Source organism: Micrococcus sp. KRD070, from assembly GCF_017168435.1.
Classification (GTDB): Bacteria; Actinomycetota; Actinomycetes; order Actinomycetales; family Micrococcaceae; genus Micrococcus; species Micrococcus luteus.
Window position 1 is genome coordinate 1 of record NZ_JABFNH010000004.1, and the last position, 15,530, is coordinate 15,530.

The 15,530-nt window shown below is 72.6% G+C and carries 14 protein-coding genes and 1 pseudogene; 6 read left to right on the plus strand and 9 right to left on the minus strand.

The features are described 5' to 3' along the window. Positions 1 to 787 precede the first annotated feature (787 nt). Positions 788 to 1,873: a redox-regulated ATPase YchF gene (ychF, locus tag J1M38_RS00855; protein ID WP_061867068.1), complete on the minus strand. Its 1,086-nt coding sequence runs from the start codon at positions 1,871 to 1,873 to the stop codon at positions 788 to 790. 388 nt (positions 1,874 to 2,261) lie between these two features. Between ychF and J1M38_RS00860 the strand changes: the two are divergent. Beyond that, positions 2,262 to 2,718: pseudogene (locus tag J1M38_RS00860) on the plus strand (GMC oxidoreductase); the annotation flags it as partial. 105 nt (positions 2,719 to 2,823) lie between these two features. Here the strand turns inward: J1M38_RS00860 and J1M38_RS00865 are convergent. Both J1M38_RS00865 and J1M38_RS00870 read right to left on the minus strand, forming a co-directional pair. Next, complete coding sequence (locus J1M38_RS00865; RefSeq protein WP_061867069.1) at positions 2,824 to 3,300, minus strand: Hsp20/alpha crystallin family protein; 477 nt, start codon at positions 3,298 to 3,300, stop codon at positions 2,824 to 2,826. Between the two features lie 95 nt (positions 3,301 to 3,395). Beyond that, positions 3,396 to 3,929 carry an O-acetyl-ADP-ribose deacetylase gene (locus J1M38_RS00870; protein WP_135101158.1) on the minus strand — a complete coding sequence of 178 codons (534 nt, stop codon included), beginning with the start codon at positions 3,927 to 3,929 and terminating at the stop codon, positions 3,396 to 3,398. Positions 3,930 to 3,985: 56 nt separating this feature from the next. On the opposite strand from J1M38_RS00870, the gene J1M38_RS00875 reads away from it, so the two are divergent. From J1M38_RS00875 to J1M38_RS00885, 3 genes are all read left to right on the plus strand, one after another. After that, a complete protein-coding gene (locus tag J1M38_RS00875) occupies positions 3,986 to 4,423 on the plus strand; it encodes a hypothetical protein (RefSeq protein ID WP_051995311.1) in 438 nt (145 codons plus the stop codon). Positions 4,424 to 4,488: 65 nt separating this feature from the next. Further along, positions 4,489 to 5,811, plus strand: a complete 1,323-nt coding sequence (gene rmuC, locus J1M38_RS00880; protein WP_241246382.1) for a DNA recombination protein RmuC — start codon at positions 4,489 to 4,491, stop codon at positions 5,809 to 5,811. A gap of 55 nt (positions 5,812 to 5,866) precedes the next feature. Further along, the gene (locus tag J1M38_RS00885; protein ID WP_095354145.1) at positions 5,867 to 7,567 is read left to right on the plus strand and encodes a DASS family sodium-coupled anion symporter; all 1,701 of its coding nucleotides are present in this window, start codon (positions 5,867 to 5,869) and stop codon (positions 7,565 to 7,567) included. 125 nt (positions 7,568 to 7,692) lie between these two features. Here J1M38_RS00885 and J1M38_RS00890 read toward each other — a convergent pair whose 3' ends face one another. After that, complete coding sequence (locus tag J1M38_RS00890) at positions 7,693 to 8,799, minus strand: 4-hydroxy-3-methylbut-2-enyl diphosphate reductase (RefSeq protein ID WP_135101160.1); 1,107 nt, start codon at positions 8,797 to 8,799, stop codon at positions 7,693 to 7,695. 53 nt (positions 8,800 to 8,852) lie between these two features. After that, positions 8,853 to 9,941, minus strand: coding sequence for a hypothetical protein (locus J1M38_RS00895; RefSeq protein WP_135101161.1), 1,089 nt, complete (start codon positions 9,939 to 9,941; stop codon positions 8,853 to 8,855). Between the two features lie 188 nt (positions 9,942 to 10,129). On the opposite strand from J1M38_RS00895, the gene xseA reads away from it, so the two are divergent. Together xseA and J1M38_RS00905 are read left to right on the plus strand one after the other, a co-directional pair. Then, positions 10,130 to 11,443 (plus strand): exodeoxyribonuclease VII large subunit, encoded by a 1,314-nt coding sequence (gene xseA, locus J1M38_RS00900; protein ID WP_134377064.1) that lies wholly within the window; start codon positions 10,130 to 10,132, stop codon positions 11,441 to 11,443. Further along, positions 11,440 to 11,727, plus strand: a complete 288-nt coding sequence (locus J1M38_RS00905) for an exodeoxyribonuclease VII small subunit (RefSeq protein WP_036316619.1) — start codon at positions 11,440 to 11,442, stop codon at positions 11,725 to 11,727. Before xseA ends, J1M38_RS00905 begins: the two co-directional genes overlap by 4 nt. Before the next feature lie 146 nt (positions 11,728 to 11,873). Here J1M38_RS00905 and J1M38_RS00910 read toward each other — a convergent pair whose 3' ends face one another. The 4 genes from J1M38_RS00910 to J1M38_RS00925 form a co-directional block, all read right to left on the minus strand. Then, positions 11,874 to 12,458 carry a type 1 glutamine amidotransferase domain-containing protein gene (locus J1M38_RS00910; protein WP_036383850.1) on the minus strand — a complete coding sequence of 195 codons (585 nt, stop codon included), beginning with the start codon at positions 12,456 to 12,458 and terminating at the stop codon, positions 11,874 to 11,876. Positions 12,459 to 12,586: 128 nt separating this feature from the next. Next, on the minus strand, positions 12,587 to 13,507 hold the full coding sequence (locus J1M38_RS00915; protein ID WP_049145656.1) for a phosphate--nucleotide phosphotransferase: 921 nt from the start codon (positions 13,505 to 13,507) through the stop codon (positions 12,587 to 12,589). Then, positions 13,500 to 14,738 (minus strand): pyridoxal phosphate-dependent aminotransferase, encoded by a 1,239-nt coding sequence (locus J1M38_RS00920; RefSeq protein WP_134377065.1) that lies wholly within the window; start codon positions 14,736 to 14,738, stop codon positions 13,500 to 13,502. The genes J1M38_RS00915 and J1M38_RS00920 overlap by 8 nt, the downstream gene beginning before the upstream one ends. Positions 14,739 to 14,822: 84 nt before the next feature. Further along, a partial coding sequence (locus J1M38_RS00925; RefSeq protein WP_274608400.1) for a glycine betaine ABC transporter substrate-binding protein occupies positions 14,823 to 15,530 on the minus strand: 708 nt, incomplete at its 5' end.

Here is a 15,530-nt window from a genome sequence, read left to right on the forward strand (position 1 = left end):
CCGGCTCGTCGAAGGCCAGGCCGTCACGAACTGGAAGCAGGCCCTCGCCCAGCTCGCCGCGGCCTACCCCGACCGGATCAACCCCTACCTGTGACCACCCCGCTTACACAGACAAGTTGACACGCCCGGAACTTCCATCCTGCGGGAGAGGCCCACTCGTCTCATCTCAGCCCGGTACCCATGTCAAGAACCTCATGACCCACAACATCTAGTCCAAGGGCCTTGACGTCTCTCCAGACGTTGTCGCTCCGCTTGCTTGCAGCCCATCTGGACCGTGTCGTCCAAGGACGCAGGATCGCTTCCACATAAGTGCAGTCTGATGTCGAAGTCCCATATGGAGCGTCTATTCGCTTGGTGTAGTCCTTGTCGGCCTTGGAGTTGGGGCTGGAATCGACTGACAGTTCCCACACGGACAAGCCGTCCGGAACCCAAGCCGTCGCTTTCGCCGTCCGGACTGAACCGTCCCAATCGCCAGCCGCCACCCCGTCACCCGCGGGCATCCCAAGTTCGACCAGGCCTGGCGTGGTTTCCAGGATGAGGCGTCGCACTAGACGTGGGAACTCGGACTGCGAGGAGCGTGTGTCAGCCCAGCTCCGCAGCTGGTTTCGGTCGACGTATCCCACTTTGTTCTTCATGGCTACGATCTCCGATCGAGTACAACCTGGTCCTCACACTCAGTGGGCAGCCCAGGTCCGACCTAGGCGAATATTGCGCCAGGAAGACTCCCACTAATCAATCGAGTGCTCCGGCTTAAATAAATCGGCAAATACTCTCCTATAGGAGAATTTTACACGTTGAACCGGAACTCCACCACGTCCCCGTCCTTCATCACGTACTCCTTGCCCTCCATGCGCACCTTGCCCGCGGCCTTCGCCTCGGCCATGGAGCCGGCGGCCACGAGGTCGTCGAAGGAGACGATCTCGGCCTTGATGAAGCCGCGCTGGAAGTCGGTGTGGATCACGCCGGCGGCCTCGGGCGCCGTCGCGCCGACGGGGATGGTCCACGCGCGCGTCTCCTTCGGCCCCGCCGTCAGATACGTCTGCAGGCCGAGCGTTGAGAAGCCGACGCGAGCCAGCTGGTCCAGCCCGGACTCGTCCTGGCCGTTCATCTCCAGCATCTCGCGGGCCTCGTCCTCGGAGAGCTCCACGAGGTCGGACTCCAGCTTGGCGTCCAGGAACACGGCCTGAGCGGGAGCCACCAGGTCGCGCAGCTCCTGCTGCCTGGCCTCGTCCCCCAGCACGCCGTCGTCCGAGTTGAACACGTAGATGAACGGCTTGGCGGTGAGCAGGCTCAGCTCCCGCAGCCGGTCCATGTCCAGCTTGTCCTTGTCCTTCGCCGCGAAGATCGTCTCGCCCCGCTCCAGCACCGCGAGCGCGGCCTGGAGCGCCTCGAGGTCGGCGGGCTCCTTCTTCTTGCCCTTGACCTCCTTCTCGACGCGCGGGATCGCCTTCTCCACGGTCTGCATGTCCGCGATGATCAGCTCTGTGTTGATGGTCTCCATGTCCGAGGCCGGGTCCACCTTGCCGTCCACGTGGACGACGTCGCCGTCGTCGAACGCGCGCACCACCTGGGCGATCGCGTGGGCCTCACGGATGTTCGCCAGGAACTGGTTGCCCAGCCCCTCCCCCTCGGAGGCGCCCTTCACGATGCCGGCGATGTCCACGAAGGACACCGTGGCCGGCAGGATGCGCTCGGAGCCGAAGATCTCGGCCAACTGGGGCAGCCGCTCGTCCGGCAGGTTCACCACGCCCACGTTCGGCTCGATCGTCGCGAACGGGTAGTTCGCCGCGAGCACGGTCTGGCGCGTCAGCGCGTTGAACAGGGTCGACTTGCCCACGTTGGGCAGTCCCACGAATCCGATAGTCAAAGCCACAGTCCGGCAGTCTACCGGCGGACCCACCGCGGCGGAGGCGTCCCGCACCGGCCCCGTTCCGTGGGCAGAACCGGCAGCCCCGCCCGCTCCGTGGGCAGAAAGCGCGCTCTCCCCTGTTCCGGGGGCAGAACCGGCAGGGTTTTCGCTTCCGGGGGCAGAAACCTTCGCTCTCCTGCCCACGGAACCCAGAGGCCCAGCGGCCACGGGGCCCGGCAGCCCCAGCCCCCGCCCCCACGGACCCAGAGACCCGCACCACCCAGCACGCATCCCCGCCCAGATGACCGATCCGTAGTGTGGACGGGCCGCCCAGACCCCGACGAGAGGAAGCACACCTGTGTCTGCCGACCAGAGGACGACAGCCGAGACCGCAGGGCCACCGGGTCCACCCCACGCCAAGGTCCGCGGCACCGTGCGCCTGCGCTCCAACGACTACTGGGACAAGCCGGCCGTGGACCCGCGCTACTTCACCGACCCGGAGGGCCATGACGTGGCCGTCGCGGTGGCCGGCATCTGACTGGCCCGGGAGATCGTCTCCCAGCCGGCGATGGCAGAGTGGGCCGGCCGGGAGCTCGCCCCGGGCGTGGAGGCGCAGACCGATGAGGAGATCGCCGACTACGTGCGCCGCACCCACAACACCGTGTACCACCCGGTGGGCTCGGTGCGCATGGGCGCCGACGACGACGCCATGAGCCCCCTGGACGCCCGCCTGCGCGTCAAGGGCGTGACGGGTCTGCGCGTGGCCGACGCCTCCGTGATGCCCGAGCACGTGACCGTGAACCCCCAACATCACGTGCTTCATGATCGGCGAGAAGGCGGCACAGCTGATCCTGGCCGACCGCGCCTGACCACCACGCGGAAGCGGCGGGCCCCCGGTGGGGGCCCGCCGCATCTGCGTTCGGGGGAACGGGCCGCGCGCCGGTCACGCCGGCCACGGCTCCGTCAGAGGGCGATCACTCGCCGGAGGCCTCGGCGGCGGAGCCCTCCACGGCCTCACCCTCTACGGCCTCGCCCTCCACCTGGGCGGCGGAGCCGGTGTGCTTGACCTGGATCTTGCGCGGCTTGGCCTGCTCGGCCACCGGGATGGTCAGCAGCAGCACGCCGTCGCTGTAGTCGGCCTCGATCTTGTCCAGGGCCAGGCCCTGGCCGAGGTTGAGCTGGCGGGCGAAGGTGCCGGCCGGACGCTCCTTGGTGAGCCAGCGACGGTCCTCCCCGGCGGGGGCCTCCTTGCGCTCGGCGCGGACGGTGAGCGTGCGCTCCTCGACGTCCACGTCGATCGAGCTCGGGTCCACGCCCGGCAGCTCCACCTCGGCGACGAACACGTCGCCCTCGCGGTAGAGGTTCATGGGCATGGAGGCGGCGCCGGAGGTGCGGGCGAAGCCGGTCATCAGGCGCTCCATCTCGCGGAACGGATCAATGGGACGAGCCATGGTCGATCACTCCTCATGCAGGGCGGGCCGCTCCGGTTGAGCGGCGACTGTCCTGTGCAACGCCGTCCCCCCACGGGGTATTCCACGGAGTTGAGTCAGTCCCGCTCAACCCTGTCCAGGACGGTCCGGAACGCGGCCTCCGCCGTGTCGCCGTACGGCACGAACAGCACCTCGTCCACGGTGCCGCCCACCTCGTCCGCCATCGCGTGGCAGGTCTCGACGGCGATCCGCGCCGCGTCCTCCATGGGCCAGCCGTAGATCCCCGCGGAGATCGCCGGGAACGCGACCGTCCGGGCGCCGAGCCCGGCCGCCACCTTCAGGGACTCGCGGTAGCACGAGGCAAGGGTGTCGGACTTGTCGATCGTCTTGGCCCACACCGGGCCCACCGTGTGGATGACCCAGCGCGCGGGCAGGCGCCCCGCCGTCGTCGCCACGGCCTGCCCGGCGGGCAGCCCCTCCGGCAGGTCGGTCTCGCGCAGGCGGCGGCACTCGGCCAGGATCTCGGGGCCGCCACGCCGATGGATGGCGCCGTCCACTCCTCCGCCGCCGAGCAGGGTGGAGTTGGCGGCGTTGACGACGGCGTCCGCGTGCGTGGCCGTGATGTCCCCGGGGGCGATGGTCAGCTGCATGTGCTCACGCTAGGCGCGGGTGGGCGCCGTCGGACAGGGCCGGTAGCCTCGGCCCCATGAGCACCCCGACGCCCACCGGACCGACCCCCACGCCTCCCGGCGGCGAGCTGCTGCCGCTGATCAGCCTCGCGGTGGAGCACGTGTTCGACACGCTCGGCCGGCAGTCCGTGTTCGCCCCGACGATCCTCGCCGTCGCCGCCGACGGCCAGCGCGGCATGTGGGAGCACCCGGACCTCGAGCCCGAGCAGGCGGCCGCCACGGTCGCGAAGATCAGCCCGCGCCCCACGCGGGCGGTGGCCGTGTTCGACGGCGAGATCGAGACGGCGGACGGGCCCCGCCCGGCCGTCGCGGTGGAGGCCTTCGACGCCGCCGCCCTGGCCTCGACCCGCATGGTCTTCCCCTATCTGCCCGGTGTGGCCGCGGCGGGCATCGCCGCCCGCGTCGACGGCGACCCGCAGGTCGTGGCCAACGGCCCCAACCCGCTCTTCGGCTGAGCCGCCCACCACGACGACGGCGCGCCGCGGCCTACCGTGTCCGTGCGGCCTGCGAGGGTGGGGTCATGGAGATCCTCAGCCTGCTGCTCGCCCTCATCCTCGGACTTGTGCTGGGTGCCCTGGTGGGCGCGTGGCTCATGTGGCGCCGGGCGGCCGGCGGCGGTGAGGAGGCCCGCCGGGCCCAGGCCGAGCTGGCCGCGCTGCGCACCGAGCACCAGGGGACGCGAGAGGAGCTCGCGGCCGCCCGGGCGGAGCAGCGCGCGCTCACGGCCGCGCGCGCCGAGGACGCCGAACGCCAACGCGCGGAGTCCCAGGTGATGTCCACGCTCGCCCCGCTGGGCCAGCGGCTGGCGGCGCTCCAGGAGCAGGTGAGCGTGCTGGAGCGGGACCGGGCGTCCCAGTTCGGCCGGCTCGGGGAGCAGCTCCGCGCCGCCGCGGCCACGGACCGGGACCTGCTGAACCAGACCACGTCGCTCATGGCCACCCTCAAGTCCACCTCCGCGCGGGGCCACTGGGGCGAGGCGCAGCTGCGGCGGGTCGTCGAGGCGGCGGGCATGCTCCACCACGTGGACTTCACGGAGCAGGCCACGCTGTCCGGCAAGGACGGCGAGCGCCTCCGCCCGGACCTCGTGGTGTCCCTGCCCGGCGGCAAGGCCATGGCCGTGGACGCCAAGGCCCCCATCGGGGACGCGCTGGCCGCCGAGGCCCTCGCGGACGAGCCCGGTGAGGAGGCGTACGAGCGGCGCCAGGCACTCGCCGCCCAGCACGCCGCGGCCGTGCGCCGCCACGTGGACCAGCTCTCCGCGAAGTCCTACTGGGCCGGCCTCGAGCACTCCCCCGAGCTGGTCCTGTGCTTCCTGCCCGCCGAGTCGCTCCTGGCCGCGGCCCTGGACGCGGATCCCGGGCTGCTGGACCACGCGTTCTCCCGGAACGTCGCGCTCGTCGCCCCCGTCTCCCTCCTGACCGCCCTGAAGTCCGTGGCCTACGCGTGGCGGCAGGACACCCTGGCCGAGAACGCCCACACCGTGGTGGCCAGCGCGAAGGACCTCTACGAGCGTCTCGGCACGCTCGGCACCCACCTGGACCGCATGGGCGGCTCCCTCAAGACCGCCGTGGACCGCTACAACCAGCTCGTCGGCAACGTCGAGTCGCGCGTGCTCCCCGCCGCCCGGCGCCTCCGCGACGTCGACCCGGGCCTGGCCCCCACGCCGGACATCCGCACGCTCGAGTCCGCGCCCCGGCCCCTGGCCGCCCCGGAACTGGTCGCGGGCGTGGAGGAGGACGAGCTGCGCCGTCGTCGGCAGGAGTCGGCGCGGGAGGCGTGGGCGGGTGGGCCGTCGCGGCCCCCGACGTCGTCTTTCCGTGCCCCGGGCCACTTGCTACCGTGAAACTCACAGAGAATTGCCAGGCCGCGCCGAGGGCCTGACCTGATGAGGAGGCCCCATGCAGTCCCGTCCGCTCCCCCCGCCGAGCAACGTCAACGAGCACGTCTCCCGCTTCGACCCCCGAGCGGCCGCCCAGGAGTTCGAACACGACCTCTCCCCGGGCATGCGTGACGAGCCGCTGCCCGGCGGCGAGAACGTCAAGCGCATCATCGGCCTCGTGGCCGGCCCCCTGCTCGCCGTCGCCCTGTTCCTGCTGATGCCGGGCGACCTCGGCGTCTGGCCCCGCCTCGTCGCCGCCACCGCCGTGCTCATGGCCGTGTGGTGGATGACCGAGGCCCTGCCCATCCCCGCCACCGCCCTGCTGCCGCTCGTCGTCTTCCCGCTCGGCGTGCCCGCCGAGGAGTCCGACGGCGGCATCACCTTCGACGCCGTCGGCGCGAGCTACGGCAACAACATCATCTTCCTGTTCATGGGCGGCTTCATGCTCGCCCTGGCCATGCAGCGGTGGAACCTGCACCGGCGCATCGCGCTCGGCGTCCTGAAGTTCATGGGCGCCAGGACCGTGAACCTCGTCCTGGGCTTCATGATCGCCACCGGGTTCATCTCCATGTGGGTGTCCAACACCGCCACCGCCGTGATGATGCTCCCCATCGGCGTGTCCATCCTCGTGCTCGTCCAGCGCTACGGCACGGACGGCGCCCTGACCGCGGACGAGGCAGTAGACCAGGCCGACCGCCCCGCAGCGCCCGCATCCGCGCCCGGCGAGGCCCCCACGCAGGCCGAGATCCGCTCCCTCACGAAGACGAACTTCGGCACCGCGCTCATGCTCGGCATCGCCTACGCCGCGTCCATCGGCTCGCTCGGCACCATCATCGGCACCCCGCCCAACACCCTGCTCGCGGGCCACATGGCCGCCGAGCACGGCGTGGAGATCGGCTTCGGCCAGTGGATGCTGGTCGGCGTGCCGATCGCCGTCGTGCTGCTCTTCGCGTGCTGGTTCCTGCTCACCCGCGTGCTGTTCCGCCCGGAGATCGACGTGGTCCCCGGCGGCCGCGACCTGATCGCCACCGAGCTGGCCCGCCTCGGCCGCATGAGCGCCCCCGAGGCCAAGGTCCTCGCCGTCTTCATCCTCGCCGCGCTGGCCTGGATCACCGTGCCGCTGATCTCCGAGTACGTCCTGGACCTGACGTCCCCGCTGCTCTCGGACGCGGCCATCGCCATGGTCGTCGGACTCATCCTGTTCCTCCTGCCGGCCGGCGGCGGGGCCGGGCGCGGCGTGCGCCTGCTCGACTGGGAGGCCGCGAAGGAGCTGCCGTGGGGCGTGCTCCTGCTATTCGGCGGCGGCCTGGCCCTGTCCGGTCAGTTCTCCAAGTCGGGCCTGTCCACGTGGCTCGGTGAGCAGGTCAAGGGCCTCGGCGACATCCCCGTGTGGGTGCTCGTGGTGATCGCCGCCGTCGGCATCCTGCTGCTGACCGAGATGACCTCGAACACGGCCACCGCGGCCACGTTCCTGCCCGTCGCCTCCGGCGTGGCCCTGGGCACCGGCGTCGCCCCGCTCATGCTGGCCGCGCCCGTCGCCCTCGCCGCGACCTGCGCGTTCATGCTGCCCGTGGCCACCCCGCCGAACGCCATCGCGTACGGCTCCGGCTACGTGACCATCGGCCAGATGGTGAAGGGCGGCGTGTGGCTGAACATCATCGCCGTCGTGCTGATCTCCATCGCGTCGATGACCCTGCTCGTCTGGGTCTTCGGGCTCTGAGTCCCTGACCACCCGCCGGCCCGGAACGCCGAGGCCCGGGCACGCCGAGGCCCGCAGACGCGCCGCTACGCCGGCGTCGTGACGGCGAGTCTGCGGGCCTCAGCGAGGGGAGACGAGGGGCGCGGTCAGGCCTCGGCGTCGCGACGGCGTCCGCCGAGCGAGCGGGACTCGTCGCCCACCCGCTTGAGTTCGGCGCGCAGCTCCTTGGGCAGGGAGAAGATGATGTCCTCCTCGGCAGTCACCACCTCGTCCACCTGCCCGTAGCCGTACTCGGCCAGCAGCGCGAGCACCTCCTGGACCAGCACCTCGGGCACGGACGCGCCCGAGGACAGGCCCACGGTGGCCACGCCCTCGAACCAGGACTCGTCCACCTGGTTGGCGAAGTCCACGCGCTCGGCGCGGGAGGCCCCGTACTCCGCGGCGACCTCCTTGAGGCGCACCGAGTTCGAGGAGTTCGCCGAGCCCACGATGATCACCAGGTCGCACTCCGGCGAGATCGACTTGATGGCCGCCTGCCGGTTGGAGGTGGCGTAGCAGATGTCGTCCGAGGGCGGGTCCTGCAGGTTCGGGAACCGCTCGCGCAGCACGGAGACGATCTCGAGGGTCTCGTCCACGGAGAGCGTGGTCTGGGAGAGCCAGATCAGGTTGTCCGGGTCCTCCACCTGGACGGTGCGGGCCTCGGCGACGTCGTTGATCACCGTGGTGTGCTCGGGCGCCTCGCCGAACGTGCCCTCGACCTCCTCGTGGCCCTCGTGGCCGATCAATAGGATCTGCTTGTCCTGCTTGGCGAAGCGCACGGCCTCGCGGTGCACCTTGGTCACGAGCGGGCACGTGGCGTCGATGGTGCGCAGGTTGCGCTGGGCGGCCTCCTCGACGACGGCCGGGGACACGCCGTGCGCGGAGAACACGGTCAGGGCGCCCTCGGGCACCTCGTCCAGCTCGTCGACGAACACCACGCCGCGCTCGGTCAGGGTGTCCACGACGTGCCGGTTGTGGACGATCTCCTTGCGAACGTACACGGGGGCGCCGTGGTGCTCGAGGGCCTTCTCGACGGCGACGACGGCGCGGTCCACGCCGGCGCAGTAGCCACGGGGGGCGGCCAGCAGCACGCGCTTCTCGCCGGACACGGGCGCGGCCGCCTCGACCTCCTCACGGGGACGACGGACGCGCGGGACCTGCGGCATCCCGAGGCCGACGGCGGACGGACGGGCGGAGACGGAGGGAGCGGACATGCCCTCCATGCTATCGGCCGGGACGCCGACCGGGCCCGGGCTTCGCCGCGGGCTCAGCGCGACGTGACGTCGGCCGCGGTGTGGGAGCGGCCCACCACGGGGGAACCGTCCGCCCGGGCCGCGCGGACCCGCCCACGCCGAGCGACCCACAGCTCCGCCAGGGCCAGCAGCAGGCCCGCGGCCAGCACGATCCAGCCCAGGGTGGTCAGGGTCTGGGGGTAGGGGGCGACGGCGGCCGCGAACGCCGGGCGCGCGGCGTCCTCCATCTGCTGGACGAACGCGGCCACCCCGGGGGAGGCCCCCTCGGGCGCCGTGAGGTGGACCGCGTCCGGACCCAGGCGGGCGCCGCCGATCAGCCCGCCGGCCAGGGCGACCGCACCCGCCACGGCCAGGGCGAGGCCCCGCCGTCGTCGGGGGGCGAGCAGCAGGGCGCCCACGAGCGCCAGCACGGAGGCGGCGGCGGCCCAGCGCCAGTGCGTGGAGGCGTCCACCCAGCGGTGCACGGTGGCCCGGTCCGTGCCGGCCAGGGCGTCGATGCGCGCGTCCATGCGCAGCGCGGTGCTGTCCCGCAGCTCCGCGGCGCGGTCGTACAGGGGCGCCAGCAGGGTGTCCGCGGCCCAGTCGCCGACGTCCGCGCCCATGATCGTCTCCAGCAGCGCCTGCCCGGGCAGGTCGAACCGGTCCTCGCGCAGGTCACGTTCGATGTCGCCCAGGGCGGCGGTGATCCCGGACTGCGCGACGGGACCGAACGGGATGGTCACGTCCGCGCCCGAGCCGGGCTCGTCCGCGCCCTCCGGGTCCTCGAGCTGGGCGAGCCAGGCGCGCCGGGCCTCGTCGGCGGTGTCGGACCAGCCCTGCACCACCTGCGGGTCGTCCGCCACGCGCTGGGCCAGCGGGCGCAGCAGGTCCTCGGCCGTCTGGGCCAGCGGGCCCGGCACCTGCTCGGGGACGGCGTCGTGCACGACGTCGTCGATCACCCCCGGCACGGCGGCGCGGACCTCGGGGTCCACGGCGACCTGCTCCGTCACCCCGCGCAGCAGCTCCGGGCGGTGCGTCGCCTCGTCGACGAGGGCGCCGGCCGTCGCGAGCACCGCCAGCAGGCCCGCCAGGGCTGCGACGAGGAGGCTGAGGGTGGTGCGCATGGGGTCCTTTCCATTCCGTTCCGACCCCGTCGAGCGTACCGATCCTGGCCGGAGGTTCCCCGGTCTGAGCACCCGACCGGGTCGGCGGCGGCCCCGGGGGGACACCGGGGCACCGTCTTGCGCGTCCGGCGAGGGCGGTACGGTGGGCCCGTGCCCGGGCGGACCGGGCGCGGACAGGAGGGACCCGGATGGACCAGCCCGTGACCGAGGGCGCCTCGGCGACGTCGGACGTGCCCGTCTCGGCACCCGCCCGCGCGGGCGAGACCTCCGCTGAGCGGCCGTGGCCCCTGCGCCGGCTCTCCGAGAACCTCAAGGCCCACATCGAGCGTGCCCCCGCCACGTGGATCGAGGGCCAGCTCATCGAGTTCAAGAACAACCGCGGCAACGTCTACATGACCATGCGGGACCTCGAGGAGGAGGTCTCCCTGCCGCTCACCGCCTGGCGGAACGTCGCCATGACCCTGGACGGGACCGTCCAGCAGGGCTCCCGCGTGGTGGCGCGCGTGAAGCCGAACTTCTGGCTCAAGGCCGGGCGCCTGTCCATGAACGTGCAGGAGATGCGCCCGGTCGGCCTCGGCGATCTGCTGGCCCGCGTGGAGCTGCTGCGCCGGGCCCTCGCCGAGGAGGGGCTGACCTCCCCCGCGCGCAAACGGCCCCTGCCCCTGCTCCCCCACCGGATCGGGCTCATCACCGGCCGCGACTCGGACGCGAAGCAGGACGTGCTGCGCAACACCCTGCTGCGCTGGCCCGCCGCCGAGTTCGAGATCCGCGAGGTCGCCGTGCAGGGCGCCGAGGCCCCTCGACAGGTGGCCGCCGCGCTCGCCGAGCTCGACGCCGACCCGGCCGTGGACGTCATCGTCATCGCCCGCGGCGGCGGCGCGCTCGAGGAGGTCGTGCTCCCCTTCTCGGACGAGGCACTGGTGCGCGCCGTGGCGGCGGCGCGCACGCCCGTCGTCTCGGCGATCGGCCACGAGGCGGACCGCCCGGTCCTCGACGACGTCGCCGACCTGCGCGCCTCCACGCCCACGGACGCGGCCAAACGGATCGTCCCGGACGCGGCCCAGGAGGCCGCCGGGCTCGCCGACGCGCGCCTGCGGCTGGCCTCGGCCGTCGAGCGCCGCGTGCACGCCGAGGCCGAGGGGCTCGCGGCCCTGCGCTCCCGGCCCGTGCTGGCCCGCCCGCACGTGATGGTGGACACGCGGCAGGAGGAGACGGACCGGTGGCGCGAGCGCGGCCGGTCCGCCCTGGGCCACCGGCTCGTCCGCGAGGAGGACGCCCTCACGCAGCTGCGCGCCCGCGTCCGCGCCCTGTCCCCGCAGCGCACTCTCGACCGCGGCTACGCCGTGGTCCAGCACGCCGGGCAGGTCGTGCGCGACGCGGACCAGGTCGCCCCGGACGACCGGCTCGACATCCTCGTGGCGGCCGGGCGGATCGCCGCGGACGTCGTCGCGACGCATCGGACCACCCCGACCCCATCCCACGAGAGGACACGACAGGCATGAGTGAACAGGGCATGGAGCAGACGCAGGACGCGGGCCGCCCCAGCGGTGTGGAGGGCTTCACCTCCGCGGACGTCTCGGACGTGGCCCGCATGAGCTACGAGCAGGCGCGCGCCGAGCTGGTGGAGACCGTGGGGAGGCTGGAGGCCGGTGGCGCCGGCCTCGAGGAGTCCCTGGCCCTGTGGGAGCGCGGGGAGGCGCTGGCCGACCGCTGCCAGGCCTGGCTCGACGGCGCCCGCGCCCGCCTCGACCAGGTGCGCGGCGAGGCCGCCCCCGACGCCGACTGATCCCGCCCCCCACTTTCGTTCGGGAAACGGCGGCCTCCGCGGCGCTTTCGTTCGAGAAACGGCGGCCTCCGCGGCGCTTTCGTTCGAGAAACGGCGGGGGCGGGGGCCAACGGCCCCCGCCCCACGCGGCTTGCTCCCGACGTCGGTCAGGCGGTCTGATCCTCGTGCTTGCCCTCGCCCAGCTCCTCCACGAGCTTGGCGTTGAAGGCGTCGAGGTCGTCCGGGGTGCGCGAGGTGGTCAGCCCGCTGTCCACGACGACCTCCTCGTCCACCCACTGGGCGCCCGCGTTCTTCAGGTCAGACTCCAGGGACGCGTAGCTGGTCAGACGGCGGCCGTCCACGACGCCGGCCTCGATCAGGGTCCACGGGGCGTGGCAGATGGCCGCCACCGGCTTGTGCTGCTCGAAGAAGGCACGCACGAATGCCTGGGCGTCCGTGTCGATGCGCAGGGCGTCCGCGTTCAGGGTGCCGCCCGGCATCACGAGGCCGTGGAAGTCCTCGGCCTTGGCGTCCTTCACCGTGGTGTTCACCTCGAAGGACTCGCCGTGCTCCCAGTCGGACTTCATCGCGGTGATGGTGCCGGACTTCGGGGAGACGAGCACGGGGGTCGCACCCGCGGCGATCACGGCCTCCCACGGGGAGGTCAGCTCGACCTGCTCGACACCGTCGGTCGCGAGGAACGCGACGGTCTTGCCGGACAGCGGGGCGTTCTGGACAGCGTTCTCAGTCATGAGTGCACCTTTCGGATCGGGTCCGGCGCGCCTCTGCGGCGCCCGGTGTTCCTCCATCCACTCACCGCGGCCCCGGGCTTGGCAAGGTCCGACCACCACTGCCCCGCCCACCGCGACGACGGCGGCGCTCAGCCCGCCAGCAGGCGACGGCGGGCCGCCGCGACGTCGAAGTCGGCCTCCGGCCAGTCCAGCCCCATCCCCTGCAGGGTCTCGATGATCAGCTGCTGCACCGCCAGCCGCGCGAACCACTTGCGGTCCGCCGGCACGATGAACCACGGCGCGTCCTCGGTGTCCGTCCGCTCGATCGCGATCCGGTACGCGTCCGTGTACTGGTCCCAGTACGCGCGGTCGTCGAGGTCGCCCTCGCTGAACTTCCAGTGCTTCGTGGGGTCGTCCAGGCGGGCCAGCAGGCGCTCGGCCTGCTCCTCCGGCGAGATCCGCAGCATCACCTTGACGATCCGCGTCCCCGCGGCGCGCACGGCCGCCTCGAACTCGCGGATCGCCCCGTAGCGCTCCTCCACCTCGGCCAGCGGGGAGAGCCCGCGCACGCGGTGCACGAGCACGTCCTCGTAGTGCGAGCGGTCGAACACGGAGACCAGGCCGGGCCGCGGCAGATGCGGTCGGATGCGCCACAGGAAGTCGTGGGCGCGCTCCTCCGGGGTCGGCACCTTGAACGCGTGCAGGTGGACGCCCTGCGGGTCCATCGCCCCGATCACGTGGCGCATGATCCCGCCCTTGCCGGCGGTGTCCATGCCCTGCAGGATCACCAGCAGGGACGGCACCTCTCCCACGGGCGCGTCGCGCACCGACTGGGCGAACAGCAGCTCCTGCAGGTCGGCGAGCGCCCGGCCGCGCGCGGCCAGGTCCTTCTTGCCCTTCGCCTTGTCCCCGCCGTAGCCGGGCGTCGCGGCGGCGTCGACGTCGGCCGGGCCCCGGACCTCGTCCCCGCGGCGGGCGGCGAACAGCTCCCGCGCGGGGGCGTCGAAGACGCCGTCGTCGTCGGTGGCGCGGGCGGGCCGGCCCGCCGCGGTGGCCGGGGTGTCAGCCATGGCGCTCCCTCCAGTCCTCGAGGAAGTCCTCGAGGCGGTCCAGGGCCACGCTCAGGTCCTTCACGCTGGGCAGCGTGACGAGCCGGAAGTGGTCGCTGTGCGGGTAGTTGAACGCCCCGCCGTGCGAGACGAGGATCTTCTTCGCCCGCAGCAGCTCGATGACGAACGCCTCGTCGTCGTCGATCGCGTAGACCTCCGGGTCCAGCCGCGGGAACAGGTAGAGGGCGCCGTGAGCCGGCTGCACGGACACGCCGGGGATGGCGTTCAGGCGGTCCTGGGCGAGGTTGCGCTGCTCGAGCAGTCGACCGCCGGGCAGGACGAGGTCGTTGATGGACTGGTAGCCGCCCAGTGCCACCTGGATGGCGTGCTGCGCCGGCACGTTGGCGCACATCCGCATGTTGGCCAGCAGGGTCAGGCCCTCGAGGAAGTCGGCGGCCCGGTGCTTCGGCCCGGACACGGCCACCCAGCCGGAGCGGTAGCCCGCCACCCGGTACGCCTTGGACAGGCCGGAGAACGTCAGGGTGAGCACGTCGTCGGACAGGCCGGCGGCGTTGATGTGGCGGGCGCCGTCGTAGGTGATCTTCTCGTAGATCTCATCCGCCATGAGGACGAGGTTGTGGCGGCGGGCCACGTCCACGATGCCCTGCAGCACGGCGCGGGAGTAGACCGCGCCGGTGGGGTTGTTCGGGTTGATCAGGACGATGCCCTTGGTGCGCTCCGTGATGAGGGACTCGATGTGCTCGAGATCGGGCTCCCAGCCCTCCTCCTCGACGCAGCGGTAGTGCACCGCCCGGCCCCCGGCCAGGGTGGTGGCGCCGGTCCACAGCGGGTAGTCGGGCGAGGGGACGAGGATCTCGTCGCCGTCGTCGACCAGGGCCTGCAGGACCATCGTGATCATCTCGGACACGCCGTTGCCGATGAACACGTCGTCCACGCCGATGTCCCGGATGCCCCGGGACTCGTAGTACTGCGAGACGGCGGTGCGCGCCGAGTAGATGCCCTTGGAGTCCGAGTAGCCCTGCGCGTGCGGCAGGTGCTGGTGCATCGCCGCCAGGACGGCGTCCGGCGCCTCGAAGCCGAACGGGGCCGGGTTGCCGATGTTCAGCTTCATGATCCGGTGGCCCGCGGCCTCCATCCGCTGCGCCTCCTCCAGGATGGGGCCGCGCACGTCGTAGCGGACGTTCAGCAGCTTGGCGGACTGGCGGATCTGGCGGGGATGCGGGCTCGGCATGCCCCCCATCATGGCACCCCCCGGGCGGTGTGCGTCACAGTCGAGCTCGTGCGACGCGGGCCGGCACCCCGCCCCCGTGCGAGCTCAGAACCAGGAGCCGCGGGGCACGAACCAGTCCTCGGGCGCGTCCTCCAGGCCATGGTCCACCAGCCAGTACTGCGCGGCCTCGGCGACCGGAAGCGGGTCGGCGCCCGTGGTGAGCCGTTCGAGCTCCCGCAGGCCGTCGCCGTCGAGGGCGGACATCACCTCGGCGATGCGCCGTTCGGCGTCGTCGTCCAGCGTCGCGGCGGAGCCGACGGCGGTCAGCCGCCCCTCCGGGAGCACGCGGCCGTCGTCCTCGAGCGGGACGAGCGTGTTCGCGTCGATCTCCGGATCCGTGCCGGTCAGCAGCGCGACCTGGGCCTCGTCCGCGACGACGGCGGCGGTCGGGTCCTCGGTGTCGGCCAGCCAGGTCTCGGGACGGCAGCCGGCGAGCCGGTCCAGGCGGGTGCGCAGGGCCGTGGCCGCGTCCGGGCCCGCCGCGGCGGTCAGGGGCGGGGGTGCGACGGCGGTGAGCGACTCGCACCGGCCGTTGAGGTCCGTGATCGACTCGAGCTCGAGCCGGGCCGCGGTGGGCTGGGTGACGACCGCGGTCAGGCGCAGCACACCCGCCGACGAGGACAGCACCGCCGGGGCCTCGGCCTGCGGTGTCCCCGCCGCGGCCGTCTCCTCGGCGAGCAGCGTCTCCAGGACGCGCCCGGCCGCCGGGGCGTCGGCCGCGGGGTCGCCGACGGGCAGCGCGGTGGGGCTCGG

Excerpts from the sequence above, each read along its gene's own strand:
- J1M38_RS00870 (WP_135101158.1), bottom strand. The coding sequence starts at position 3,929 with ATGCAGCTGACCATCGCCCCCGGGGACATCACGGCCACGCACGCGGAC.
- rmuC (WP_241246382.1), top strand. The coding sequence starts at position 4,489 with ATGGAGATCCTCAGCCTGCTGCTCGCCCTCATCCTCGGACTTGTGCTG.
- J1M38_RS00895 (WP_135101161.1), bottom strand. The coding sequence starts at position 9,941 with ATGCGCACCACCCTCAGCCTCCTCGTCGCAGCCCTGGCGGGCCTGCTG.
- J1M38_RS00905 (WP_036316619.1), top strand. The coding sequence starts at position 11,440 with ATGAGTGAACAGGGCATGGAGCAGACGCAGGACGCGGGCCGCCCCAGC.
- xseA (WP_134377064.1), top strand. The coding sequence starts at position 10,130 with ATGGACCAGCCCGTGACCGAGGGCGCCTCGGCGACGTCGGACGTGCCC.
- J1M38_RS00885 (WP_095354145.1), top strand. The coding sequence starts at position 5,867 with ATGCAGTCCCGTCCGCTCCCCCCGCCGAGCAACGTCAACGAGCACGTC.
- J1M38_RS00865 (WP_061867069.1), bottom strand. The coding sequence starts at position 3,300 with ATGGCTCGTCCCATTGATCCGTTCCGCGAGATGGAGCGCCTGATGACC.
- J1M38_RS00920 (WP_134377065.1), bottom strand. The coding sequence starts at position 14,738 with ATGCCGAGCCCGCATCCCCGCCAGATCCGCCAGTCCGCCAAGCTGCTG.
- J1M38_RS00890 (WP_135101160.1), bottom strand. The coding sequence starts at position 8,799 with ATGTCCGCTCCCTCCGTCTCCGCCCGTCCGTCCGCCGTCGGCCTCGGG.
- J1M38_RS00915 (WP_049145656.1), bottom strand. The coding sequence starts at position 13,507 with ATGGCTGACACCCCGGCCACCGCGGCGGGCCGGCCCGCCCGCGCCACC.
- J1M38_RS00910 (WP_036383850.1), bottom strand. The coding sequence starts at position 12,458 with ATGACTGAGAACGCTGTCCAGAACGCCCCGCTGTCCGGCAAGACCGTC.
- J1M38_RS00875 (WP_051995311.1), top strand. The coding sequence starts at position 3,986 with ATGAGCACCCCGACGCCCACCGGACCGACCCCCACGCCTCCCGGCGGC.